The 12463-nt window shown below is 67.8% G+C and carries 9 protein-coding genes; 4 read left to right on the plus strand and 5 right to left on the minus strand.

Translation table 11 applies throughout. The features are described from left to right. Positions 1-39: 39 nt before the first annotated feature. The 4 genes from ACK4IU_RS06505 (at position 40) to ACK4IU_RS06520 (ending at position 6498) form a co-directional block, all read left to right on the plus strand. Positions 40-2319, plus strand: coding sequence for an NADP-dependent malic enzyme (locus tag ACK4IU_RS06505; protein WP_409732839.1), 2280 nt, complete (start codon positions 40-42; stop codon positions 2317-2319). 260 nt (positions 2320-2579) lie between these two features. After that, positions 2580-4466 (plus strand): propionyl-CoA synthetase, encoded by a 1887-nt coding sequence (locus ACK4IU_RS06510; protein WP_409732841.1) that lies wholly within the window; start codon positions 2580-2582, stop codon positions 4464-4466. 86 nt (positions 4467-4552) lie between these two features. Further along, positions 4553-5071, plus strand: a complete 519-nt coding sequence (locus ACK4IU_RS06515; protein ID WP_409732843.1) for a hypothetical protein — start codon at positions 4553-4555, stop codon at positions 5069-5071. A gap of 62 nt (positions 5072-5133) precedes the next feature. After that, positions 5134-6498, plus strand: coding sequence for a sigma-54-dependent transcriptional regulator (locus tag ACK4IU_RS06520; protein ID WP_409732971.1), 1365 nt, complete (start codon positions 5134-5136; stop codon positions 6496-6498). Here ACK4IU_RS06520 and ACK4IU_RS06525 read toward each other — a convergent pair whose 3' ends face one another. The 5 genes from ACK4IU_RS06525 to ACK4IU_RS06545 all read right to left on the minus strand — a co-directional run bounded on the left by ACK4IU_RS06525 (position 6499) and on the right by ACK4IU_RS06545 (position 12443). Continuing rightward, positions 6499-7803: a UDP-glucose dehydrogenase family protein gene (locus ACK4IU_RS06525; protein WP_409732845.1), complete on the minus strand. Its 1305-nt coding sequence runs from the start codon at positions 7801-7803 to the stop codon at positions 6499-6501. A 77-nt stretch (positions 7804-7880) separates the two neighbouring features. After that, on the minus strand, positions 7881-8252 hold the full coding sequence (locus ACK4IU_RS06530; protein WP_409732847.1) for a hypothetical protein: 372 nt from the start codon (positions 8250-8252) through the stop codon (positions 7881-7883). A 1-nt stretch (position 8253) separates the two neighbouring features. Then, complete coding sequence (locus ACK4IU_RS06535; protein ID WP_409732849.1) at positions 8254-10728, minus strand: DUF2793 domain-containing protein; 2475 nt, start codon at positions 10726-10728, stop codon at positions 8254-8256. 227 nt (positions 10729-10955) lie between these two features. After that, on the minus strand, positions 10956-11849 hold the full coding sequence (locus tag ACK4IU_RS06540) for a DMT family transporter (protein ID WP_409732850.1): 894 nt from the start codon (positions 11847-11849) through the stop codon (positions 10956-10958). Between the two features lie 21 nt (positions 11850-11870). Next, positions 11871-12443, minus strand: a complete 573-nt coding sequence (locus ACK4IU_RS06545) for a LysE/ArgO family amino acid transporter (RefSeq protein WP_409732852.1) — start codon at positions 12441-12443, stop codon at positions 11871-11873. Positions 12444-12463 lie beyond the last annotated feature (20 nt).

The raw sequence follows: 12463 nt of genomic DNA on the forward strand, positions 1-12463 counted from the left end.
TACTGGTTCAACGCTGAACCAGTTTTGCGGGAGGGATTGATGGACGAGGCCAGGAACGACAACGCGCGGCAGGCGGCGCTGGATTACCACGAGTTTCCCAAACCGGGAAAACTGGAAATCCGCGCGACAAAGCCCCTTGCCAACGGCCGCGACCTCGCCCGCGCCTATTCTCCCGGCGTGGCCGAGGCCTGCCTGGAAATCAAGGCCGACCCGGCGACGGCCAGCCGCTACACCTCGCGGGGCAACCTCGTCGCTGTCATCTCGAACGGCACCGCGGTCCTCGGCCTTGGCAACATCGGCGCGTTGGCCTCCAAACCCGTCATGGAAGGCAAGGCCGTCCTGTTCAAGAAATTCGCCAACATCGACTGCTTCGACATCGAGGTGAATGAACCCGACCCGGTGAAACTGGCCGAGATCGTCTGCGCGCTGGAACCTTCCTTTGGCGCGGTGAACCTCGAGGACATCAAGGCCCCCGACTGCTTCATCGTCGAGAAGCTCTGCCGCGAGCGGATGAACATCCCCGTCTTTCACGACGACCAGCACGGCACCGCGATCGTGGTAGGCGCGGCGGCGACCAATGCGATGATCGTCGCGGGCAAGCGGTTCCAGGACATCAAGGTTGTCTCGACCGGCGGCGGCGCTGCGGGCATCGCCTGCCTTGAAATGCTGGTCAAACTGGGCGTCCGGCGCGAGAATGTCTGGCTGTGCGACCTTGACGGGCTGGTCTACAAGGACCGCCCCGAACAGATGACCCCGCAAAAGGCGGCTTTTGCGCAGGGCAGCTCTCCGGGAACGCTGGCCGACGTGATCCCGGGTGCCGACCTGTTCCTTGGCCTGTCCGGCCCCGGCGTCCTGACGCAGGACATGATCAAGGCGATGGCTCCGAACCCGATCATCTTCGCCCTTGCCAATCCCACCCCCGAAATCCTGCCCGATGCCGTGCGCGAGGTTGCCCCCACCGCGATCATCGCCACAGGTCGCAGCGATTTTCCCAATCAGGTCAACAACGTCCTGTGCTTTCCCTTCATCTTCCGCGGTGCGCTGGACGTGGGTGCCACCACGATCAACGACGCGATGGAAATCGCCTGCATCGAAGGCATCGCCGCCCTTGCCCGCGCCACCACATCGGCCGAGGCCGCCGCCGCCTACCGGGGCGAGACGCTGGCCTTCGGCCCCGACTACCTGATCCCGAAACCCTTTGATCCCCGCCTGATCGGCACCGTCGCCTCGGCGGTCGCGCGTGCGGCGATGGAAACCGGCGTTGCTACCCGCCCCATCGCCGACCTCGACGCCTACAAGCGCAAGCTCGACGGCTCGGTGTTCAAGTCCGCGCTTCTCATGCGCCCGGTGTTCGAGGCCGCCCGCACCGCCTCGCGCCGGATCGTCTTTGCGGAAGGCGAGGACGAGCGGGTGCTGCGCGCGGCCAATGCGATCCTCGAGGAGACCACCGAGGTTCCGATCCTGATCGGCCGCCCAGAGGTGATAGAGGCACGCTGCGAACGCTATGGCCTGCCGATCCGCCCGGGCCGCGACTTCCATCTGGTGAACCCGGAGAACGACCACCGCTACCGCGACTACTGGGGCACTTATCACGACCTGATGGCCCGGCGCGGGGTGACGCCCGACATCGCCCGCGCCGTGATGCGCACCAATACCACCGCCATCGCCGCGATCATGGTCCACCGCGAGGAAGCCGACAGCATGATCTGCGGCACCTTCGGGCAATTCAACTGGCACCTGGGCTATGTCCGCCAGATCCTCGCCCGCGGCGGGCTGCACCCGGTGGCGGCGCTGTCGATGATGATCCTCGAGGACGGCCCCCTGTTCATCGCCGACACCCATGTGCATCCCGAACCCACGCCGCAGCAGATCATGGAGACCGTGATCGGCGCAGCGCGGCATGTCCGCCGCTTCGGCCTGACGCCGAAGATCGCGCTCTGCACGCAAAGCCAGTTCGGCAACATGGACAACGCCTCGGCCCGCCGGATGCGCGACGCGCTCGAGCTTCTGGACCTGCGCGAACCCGATTTCGCCTACGAGGGCGAAATGAACATCGACGCGGCCCTCGACCAGTCGATCCGCGACCGCTTGCTGCCCGGCTCGCGCTACGAAGGGGCGGCCAACGTGCTGGTCTTCGCCTCCTCCGAGGTGGCGTCAGGCGTGCGCAACATCCTGAAGGTCAAGGCCGGGGGGCTGGAGGTCGGCCCGATCCTGATGGGCATGGGCAACAAGGCGCATGTGGTGACCCCCGCCATCACCGCGCGCGGCCTGCTGAACATGTCCGCCATCGCCGGGACGCCCGTGGCGCATTACGGCTGAGTCGGGGCCGATTTCTTCGAAGAAATCGGACCGGAGCCTTCAAAGGCTCCGGTGCGGAGTTTTCGAAAACTCCGCCGCCTTTTGCAAATCGTACGCAGGGATGCCAGACCGCTTTGCAAGCTTTGGTCGGTTTGCAAATATTTGTCCCGATCAATCGCAAATTCTGCAAATCTGTCGCAGCCCGCTAACGGTAACACCGTTGCGCGACCGGCATCCCTTCGCATACGAACCCATCAGTGCATCAGCGGGGGGAGATCGCGATGAGCTACGCACAGGTCTACGGTCAGTGGCAGCAGGACCCGGAGGGCTTCTGGCTGACCGCCGCAGGGGGCATCGACTGGGTGAGGAAGCCCATGAAAGCCCTCAACGCCGACCGTGCGCCCCTCTACGAATGGTTCACCGACGCCGAGGTGAACACCTGCTGGAACGCCGTGGACCGCCACGTCATCGCCGGTCGCGGCAAGCAGCCCGCCATCATCCACGACAGCCCCGTCACCGGCACGAAACACGTCATCACCTACGCCGAACTCCGGGACCGCGTCGCCCGCCTCGCCGGGGCGCTGAAGGCCCGCGGCATCGAAAAGGGCGACCGCGTCATCATCTACATGCCCATGGTCCCCGAGGCGCTGGAGGCGATGCTCGCCTGCGCCCGGCTTGGGGCGATCCATTCCGTCGTCTTCGGCGGTTTCGCGGCGCATGAACTCGCCGTCCGCATCGACGACTGCACGCCGAAGGCGATCATCGCCGCCTCCTGCGGGATCGAGCCTTCCCGCGTCGTCCACTACAAACCCCTCCTCGACGCCGCCATCGACCAGGCCAGCCACAAGCCGGACTTCTGCGTGATCTTCCAGCGCGAGCAGGAGGTGGCCAAGCTCACCCCCGGCCGCGATATCGCCTGGCACGAATTCCAGTACGGCGTCACCCCGGCCGACTGCACCCCCGTCGCGGGCAACCACCCGGCCTATATCCTTTACACCTCTGGCACCACCGGAGCGCCCAAGGGCGTGGTCCGCCCCACCGCCGGGCACCTCGTGGCCCTCAACTGGACCATGCGCGCGATCTACAACTGCGGCGCGGGCGACGTGTTCTGGGCCGCCTCGGACGTGGGCTGGGTCGTCGGCCACAGCTACATCTGCTACGGCCCCCTCATCGCCGGCTGCACCACTGTGGTCTATGAAGGCAAACCCGTCGGCACCCCCGACGCCGCCGCCTTCTGGCGCGTCATCAACGAACACAAGGTGCGCAGCTTCTTCACCGCACCCACCGCCCTTCGCGCCATCAAGCGTGACGACCCGGACGGCAAGCTGGTCCCGCCGCTGCCCACGCTCCAGGCGCTCTACCTGGCGGGCGAACGCGCCGACCCCGACACGATCCACTGGGCGCAGGCCCACCTCAAGGTCCCGGTGATCGACCACTGGTGGCAGACCGAGACCGGCTATGCCATTGCCGCCAATCCCCTCGGGATCGAACACCTGCCGGTCAAGATCGGCTCGCCATCCGTCCCCATGCCCGGCTTCGACGTGCAGGTCCTCGACGAAGGCGGCCACCCGGTCTCACCCGGCACGCTCGGCGCCATCGCGATCAAGCTGCCGCTGCCCCCCGGCACCCTGCCCACCCTCTGGAACGCCGAGGACCGCTTCCGCAAGTCCTACCTCAACCACTTCCCCGGCTATTACGAGACCGGCGACGCGGGCTATATCGACGCGGACGGCTATCTCTACATCATGGCCCGCACCGATGACGTCATCAACGTCGCGGGCCACCGCCTGTCCACCGGCGCCATGGAGGAAGTCCTCGCCAGCCACAAGGACGTGGCCGAATGTGCCGTGATCGGCGTCGCCGACGAGCTGAAGGGCCAGTCGCCGCTGGGCTTCCTCTGCCTCAACAAGGGCTCCAACCGCCCGCATGACGAGGTGGTGAAGGAATGCGTGCAACTGGTCCGCGACCGGATCGGCCCTGTCGCCGACTTCAAGCGCGCCGTCGTGGTGGACCGCCTGCCCAAGACCCGATCCGGCAAGATCCTGCGCGGCACCATGGTCAAGATCGCCGACGGCCAGCCCTGGAAGATGCCCGCAACCATCGACGACCCGGCAATCCTGGACGAGATCACCCAGGCGTTGCAATCGCTCGGCCTCGCGCGCGGTTAACGCGAAACGCGCTGGACAGGCGCCCGGATCTGCGGCAATCTTTGCATTATGCAAAGAAATCCTTCGCATTTCGGGACGATTCTCGGATGACGCAACCGCTTGGCAAGCTGGAGGCCCTGACCGGGCTGTATCAGGCGGTGGCGGCGGTGCGACCGTTCCTGACCACGTCAGACGAGCAGGCTGCGCTTCAGTTGATCGAAGAGACGATGGTGCGCCTCGCCGACTCGGCCCCCCCGCTTGCCTCGGGACTGAAACAGTTCGATGCCACGCGGCTGCACCACCTCTTGCAGATCACGGGACCCGAGCTTGCTGCCGAGTTGCTGGCGCGCCTGACCGAAGACCTGACCGCCACCGAGGCCAAGCTGGCCAAGGGTGCGGGCGATCTTGACTGGAAGGCATTGCGCGAGGGTAGCCATGTGCTGATCTCCCTGTCCGGGTCGGTCGGTGCGATTTCGTTGCAGGAGATGGCGGAAAGCCTGAACGCCATAGCCCATGCCCGGGACCACGGTGCGCTCGACCGGCTGATGCCGCCGCTTGCGGGCGAACTTGCCGTGCTGATCCGCCTGATCCGATCCACCAAGCCACCCGAAGGGTCTGCCGCGTGAAACCCGTCACCTCCCTTTCCCGGCCATCCGTCCTTCTGGTCGAGGACACATTGTCCCTGCAAATGGTCTATCGCTCGATCCTGGCCACCGCCGGGCACCGGGTGGCCGTTGCGGGCACGGCCGATGACGGACTGCAACAGTTCCGGATGCATCGGCCGATGGTCGTGCTGCTTGACCTGATCCTGCCCGACCGCGACGGGCTGGAATTGATGCGTGACATCCAGGCGATCCAGCCGGAAACCCGGGTGATCGCGATCACCGCCCCCGGCGCGGCCCGCCGCGCGGTCGAGGCGATGCGCGCCGGCGCGCACGACTTCCTGGTCAAGCCCTTCGACGAGGGGCGCTTCCTGTCCGTCGTTCAGAATGCCCTGGCCGAGGCGAACCTGCGCGAAACCGGAAAGGCCGACCCACAGGTCGCCACGCGCAGCCGCGACCCAGCCGAAGTCGCGGAAAACTCGGGCTTCATCGGTTCGTCCGATGCGATGAAGCGCATCCACCTGACCATCGGTTCGGTCGCGCGCTCGATGGCGACGGTGTTCATCACCGGCGAAAGCGGCACCGGGAAAGAGCTGTGCGCCCTGGCTGTCCATGCCAATTCCAACCGCGCCAATGGTCCCTTCATCGCGTTGAACTGCGGCGCGATCCCGCAGGACCTGCTGGAATCCGAGGTGTTCGGCCATATGAAGGGCAGCTTCACCGGCGCGATTTCCGACAAGCAGGGCGCCGCCCAGGCCGCCGATGGCGGTACGCTGTTCCTTGACGAGATCTGCGAGATGGCGCCGGCCTTGCAGACCAAACTGCTGCGCTTTCTCCAGACTTCCACCGTCCAGCCGGTGGGCGCGACCCGGCCGCGCAAGGTCAACGTCCGCATCGTCTGCGCGACGAACCGCGATCCTCTCGACGCGGTGCGGCGCGGCCATTTCCGCGAGGACCTCTATTACCGGCTCTACGTCGTGCCGATCCACATGCCCCCCCTGCGCGAGCGCGGGCAGGATGTCATCGAGATCGCCGAGGCCGCGCTGGCCCGCTTCGCCCAGGAAGAGGGACGCACCTTTCACGGCCTCGCGCCCGAGACCCGCGCGCTCATGCAGTCGCTGCCATGGCCCGGGAATGTCCGCCAGTTGCTGAACGTCATGCGCAACGTGGTGGTGCTCAACGAGGGTGGCTGGATCACACCCGACATGCTTCCGCCCGGCCTGGCAGAGGAAGGGCGCGACCCCGAACCGCTGCCGATGCCGATGGCTGCCCCGGATACGCTCAGCGCCGACAGCCTTCTTGGCCTGCCGCTCGCCGAAGCCGAACGCCGCCTGATCGAGGCGACGCTGGCGCTGCACGGTGGCTCGATTCCCAAGGCCGCGCGGGTGCTGGATGTCTCGCCCTCGACGCTTTACCGCAAGATAGAGGCCTGGAACGCCAAGGCCAGCTAGCTAGCGGCCCACTCCGACATAGGCCGTGAAGCCTGCCGCGCGCACCTCGACCGGGTCGTAGATGTTGCGCAGGTCGGCCATTTGCGGCGTGGCCATCTTGCGGGCCAGCTTCGCCAGGTCGAGACCGCGGAATTCGTTCCATTCGGTCAGGAAGACGACCAGATCGGCCTCGTTGGCGGCCTGATAGGGGTTGTCGATCCACTTGACGCCGGGCAGCAGCGCCTCGCCCTCGTGCCGGCCCTGCGGGTCGCTGACCCGCACCTTCGCGCCCCCGCCCACCAGCGCCGGGACGATGGTCAGCGAAGGGGCCTCGCGCATGTCGTCGGTGTTGGGCTTGAAGGTGACACCGAGGACGGCGATCGTCTTGTCGCGGACCGAGCCGCCGCAGAGATCGACGATCTTGTCGATCATCCGCCGCTTCACCTCCTCGTTGACCTTGATCACGGTCTCGACGATCTGCATCGGCACGGCATGATCCTGCCCGATCCGGGCCAGAGCCTTGGTATCCTTGGGAAAACAGCTGCCGCCATAGCCGGGGCCGGCGTGCAGGAACTTGTCGCCGATGCGCCCGTCCATGCCGATGCCCTTGGCCACGGTCTTGACGTCGGCACCCACCCTCTCGCACAGGGCGGCGATCTCGTTGATGAAGGTGATCTTGGTGGCCAGGAAGGCGTTCGCCGCATACTTGATCAGCTCGGCGCTTTCGAGCCCGGTATACACCATCGGGAACTCGCGCAGGGACAGCGGCCGGTAGAGTTCGGCCATCACCTTGCGCGCCTTCGGGGTCTCGACGCCGACCACCACGCGGTCGGGATGCATGAAATCGTCGATCGCCGCCCCTTCGCGCAGGAACTCGGGGTTCGAGGCGACATCGAAGTCAGCCGACGGGTTGGCCTCGCGGATCGCCTCGGCCACCTTGCGGTTGGTGCCGACCGGCACGGTGGACTTGGTGACGACGACCGCATAGCCGGTCAGCGCCCGTCCGATCTCGGCCGCCGCGGCCATGACATAGGTCAGGTCCGCATGGCCATCGCCGCGGCGCGTGGGCGTGCCCACGGCGATGAACACCGCCTCGGCGCCATCCACCGCGGCGGCGAGATCGGTGGTGAAGCTCAGCCGCCCCGCGCCCGCGTTCTTGGCGATCAGCGCCTCGAGCCCCGGCTCGAAGATCGGCACTTCGCCGCGGTTCAGCCGTTCGATCTTGCCCGCGTCGCGGTCGACGCAGATCACCTCGTGCCCGAAATCCGAAAAGCACGCGCCCGAGACCAGCCCGACATATCCCGTCCCGATCATCGCGATGCGCATGACAAAACCCCTTCCAACATGGGCGCATGTCTATGCAGCGGGCGTAGGGGTGTCAAATCCCCGGACCGGCCCGCGATCTAGAGCCGCTCCGGCTTCGGGAACCGGGCCTTCACCCGCGCCACCGCCTCCAGCCAGTCCTCGCGCGAAGCTTCGCCGCGCTGCCAGCGAAAGAACTGCGGATCCGCTTCGATGCTCAGCGCCTCGCGCACCGCCTCGCTGCGCTGCTGCAAGGCCGCCTGATACTCCGCCTCGGCGGCTTCGGCCTCCGCTTCCGGCGTTGGCGCCTCGGGCTTCACCGGGCCGCGCGCCACCCATTTTCCGCGAGCGGTCCGGCGATGCGCGGCCAGGAACTCGATCATCAGATCCTCGACCGGCTCGCTGCCGGCGCGCGGGGTATCGCCGATCCAGCCGGGAGTGCCGTCTTCGGTGAACAGGACGTGCAGGGTCATGTCAGTAGTCGCTTTCGATGCTGTGGCTGATGACGGCCATGCCGATGACCGATGAGGTGCCGCCGACGCTGAAACAGCTCCAAGGCGTCAGAAGCGTGGTCGTGGACGGAAGGTCGGTCGTGACCGTGCCGGTGGCCACGGCGCCCGACACCAGGTCCACCACCTCGTAATCAAGGATCTGCGTCGTTCCGGGCGGCGCGAAAAGCGCGATCTCATACAAAGCCGTGCGGTCAACTGTCGGTCGCGGGAAGCTTGCGCCAAGGTCGATCTTCGTCGCCGCTCCGGTTCCGTCGTTGTGGATGAACTGGATGTTGGCGTCGCCGGAATCCCAGCCCATGCCGCAGATGTTGGTCAGGGTGGACGGGTTCACGTCCGTCGGCGCGGTCGTGGCCCCACGCATGCCCGCAAAGGCGCGCGTCGTGGCGGTGGCCACCCCAGTTGCCGGCCCCCAGCGGAAGATGTTGTGGAAGCCACCCAGTCCGGCAGAAGGCCCGCCAAGCGTCCATTGCAGGGCCGCGCCCCGGAACCCGACGACTGCCGTCGCGCTGGCCGTCGTGACCAGGTATTCGATCCTGCGCGTGTAGCTGTAGAGGTTCGTGGTCGCGACGGTCGCCGTGGTGGCCGTGCCGGTGCTGGAATAGGTCAAGCCCCACTGCGTGCCTGCGGTGCCGTTGCCGTGCGGCAGGAACATTCCGATCTTGTTGCGCGCCAGAAGGGGTTGCAGGGCGCTGTCCAGGCCGCTCGGCCCCATGAAGGCAGGCATGGCGCGCCCGCCGACCTTGCGCCCGAACAGCTTCAGTCCATCCGCGACCGGGGCGGCAGGCGTCGCGATGGTCGGCAGGCGCAACTGGCCGCCCTCGATCTCGACATCGGCTGCGCCGCCGAAGGCGCCCGCGTTGTTGAACTGGATTTCCCCCGATGCTCCGCCGGGCGAACCGCCACCGCCGGGCGGTGCCGCCCAGGTGCCATCCGCGCGCAGGAAGTTTGTGGTGCCCCCGCCAGAGGCCGGGGCAAGCCCCTTCGCGCCGCTGGTGAACGTGTCCAGAAGCGCGGTTGCCTGCGTCGGGCTCAGGTCCTCCGGGGCGCCGGTGCCCGCGCTGGCCCGCCCCTTGATCGTGGCCGTTGCCACGCTGGCCAGCTTGGCGTTGGTCACGGCACCGGCGGCAATCGTGGTCGCGCCGTCGCCCGCGCTGGTCACGTCGCCGGTGTGGTTCGGGTGGCTGTAGTTGTTGGCCCCCGTCGCCACCCCGTCCAGCTTGGTCTTGTCGGCGGCGGACATGAATCCTGCGGCGCCCGTCGTCGCCGTTGCGTGCAGCGCGCCGCCCGCGCGGTTGCCATGGGCGGTATCGTCGAACCGGGCCGGCGGAAGGGTGCCGGCCGTCAGGTCGGCGGCCGATCCGCTGGTGGCCACCGCGGCAAGCCCGGTGATCGTCGCGGCCGGCTGAGTGCCGGTATGCGTCGCCCGGTCGCGCAAGCTTGCGTCCGGGGCATTCGCGGTCGCTCCGTCCGCCACGTTCAGGATGCCGCGCGCCTGGGCCGGGGTCAGCACCTCGGGCGCTCCGGCCCCGGCGCTGTCCCGGCCAAGGAAGCTGTCGGTGGGCACGTCGGCAAGCTTGCCCAGCGTCACGGCGCCCGCGTCGATCGTCCAGACCGTCCCCGACCCGCTGACCGTGATGTCGCCCTTGTCGCCGTCGCTGACCCCGCCGCCCGCGCCACCGCCGACGACCTGGGTCGTCCCGGCGCTGCGCACCCGGACCTCGCCGGTGGTGGTGTTCAGCCAGATCGTGCCATCCGCCGGGGTGACCGGATCGGTCGCCTGACCGCCCAGATGCAGCGGCTGGGGAAGCGTGACCTCGCCCGTGGCCGCGTCCGAGACCAGCGCGACCGACCAGCCCGACCCATCGGCGCTGACCTTGACGCTGAAATCGTCGCTTCCGGCCGTGCCCATCTCGGCCCGGCCGCCGAAGCCGGTCTGGAACAGAAGGCTCGCCGTGTCCGAGGCCACCGCCTTGTTCAGCTTCAGCTGGTGGCCCGACCCGGCATGGTTCAGCAGCGTCGCGGGAGAGGAGACCGTCAGCCGGTTGGTGGTGTCCGGCGTGGCCGAGATGCCCAGCCGGCCCACCGTGAACGGCCCGTCCGACAGGGCGACCCAGGTCAGGCCGTTGAAATAGGCCATCTGGCTTTCGGCCATCACATAGGCCTGCCAGCCCGGCAGCGGTTGGGTGAACTGCCAGCCGGCCTCGGTGAACAGCGCGATGCGCCCGGCCTGTCCGACCCAGGGTCCCGTCGCGCCCGTCGCCACGATATGCCGGTCTCCGAACGCGGGCAGGGCCGGGGGGGTGGTCAGGGTCCGGTTGATGACCGCCAGCTGGACCAGCAGATCCAGCTTCACCAGCGCCTCGTTGTGGGTGACATGTTTCTGCGCCTGAGCCGGAAGGATCAGGGGCAGCGACAGGATCGTCGTATCGTCGGGCATCAGGAACCTCCGGGGATCGCCTTGGCCCGCGACCCTAGGAAAGCTTTGTTCAAGGCCCCTCACCACTCCGCGCGCCCTGAACCGGCCCGACGCAACGCCCCTCAGACGCGATCGGCAGGGGCACTGACATGCCGCGGCAAGGGTCTTAAGAAACCCCTAACGGAAAATTCCAAGCCCATGCTTTCATTTGATTTTCCGATTCTGTCCACGGTGGACAGGCCCGCGCCTCAAGGCTCGGGCTGCGGCGGAATCCGGCCCTTGCGGGCCTCGGCCCAGGTGTTCAGGCTGACCGCCCCCACAATCAGCGCCCCGCCCAGGATGACGAAGCCGTCCACCGGCTCGGCAAAGACCAGCATGCCCAGGAGGGTCGCCCAGAGGATCTGGAGGAAGGTCACCGGCTGGGTGACGGCCAGGGGCGCGGCGCGGAAGGCGCGGGTCATCGTGTAGTGGCCCAGGGTGGCCAGGGCCGCGACGGCCGCCAGCCAGGCCAGCTGCGCCGGGCTGACCGGCTGCCAGACCCAGGCCGCGATCGGAGCGAGCCCCGCCGCCACCGTGACCGAGAGGACAGCCACCACCACCGAAGCCGGGGCCATCCCGCTCAGCCGCTTGGCGAAGATGTAGCTGACCGCAAAGCAGAGCGTGGCGGCCAGTTGCGACAGATGTCCGGTCGTGACCTCGCGCAGGCCGGGTCGCAGCACGATCAGCGCTCCGACGAGCGCGACCAGCACGCTGACCACGCGACCGCGCCCCAGCCCTTCGCCGAGGAGCAGACCCGCAATTACCAGCACGATGACCGGATTCAGGAAGCCGATCGCCGCCATCTCGGCCACCGGCACCCGGGCCATGGCCCAGAACCAGAGGATCACCGCCGCGACGTGCAGGGTTCCGCGCCAGAGGAACAGGGGCCAGATCCCCTGCGGCAGCCGCATCCCCCGCATCGACCACAGGGCAGGGGCCAGGAACAGCAGGCCAAAGGCAAAGCGGATGAAGGCCGACTGCGCCGCCGGCAGGTCGGTGCCAAGGTAGCGGACGATCCCGTTGACCCCCACGAAGGCCAGGGTGGTGGCCAGCATCCACAGAACCCCTTCGACGGGGCGGCCAAGGTCGGTCAGCGCGCGCATGCGCGGACAGAAGCCCAAGCCTCAGCCGAAGGCAAGCCCCGCCGCGATCACCCACATCACGATCCCCACCCCGATCTCCAGCCAGACCCAGGCCGATGCGCGCGCGAAGACCGGCGCCAGGAGCCGCGCTCCGAAGCCCAGCGCTGTGAAAAAGCTCAGGCTGGCCATCGCCGCCGCCACCCCGAAGGCCAGCTGATGCGGCGCATGCTGGGCCGAGATCGACCCGATCAGCACCACCGTGTCCAGATAGACATGCGGGTTCGCCCAGGTTAGCACCAGACAGGTCGCCAGCACCCGACCCAGCGGCGCAGGGTCCGAGGCCGAGGGCCGCAGCGCCTCGCCTCCTCGCGCGGCAGCTCGGAACCTCAGGGCACCATAGACCAGCAGGAAGCCGACCCCCAGCCAGCGCATCGACGCGCCGAACCAGGGCAGCGCGGCCGAGATCGCGCCGAACCCGGCCACCCCCCCCGCGATCAGCACTGCGTCCGACAGCGCGCAGACCGCCACCACCGCCGCCACATGTTCCCGCCGCAACCCCTGGCGCAGCACGAAGGCATTCTGCGCCCCGATCGCCAGGATAAGGCTCAGCGCCACCAGATAGCCGCTCAGCGCCG

Origin of the sequence: Tabrizicola flagellatus, assembly GCF_046295235.1 — a bacterium.
In the GTDB taxonomy this organism is placed as follows: Bacteria; Pseudomonadota; Alphaproteobacteria; order Rhodobacterales; family Rhodobacteraceae; genus Tabrizicola; species Tabrizicola flagellata_A.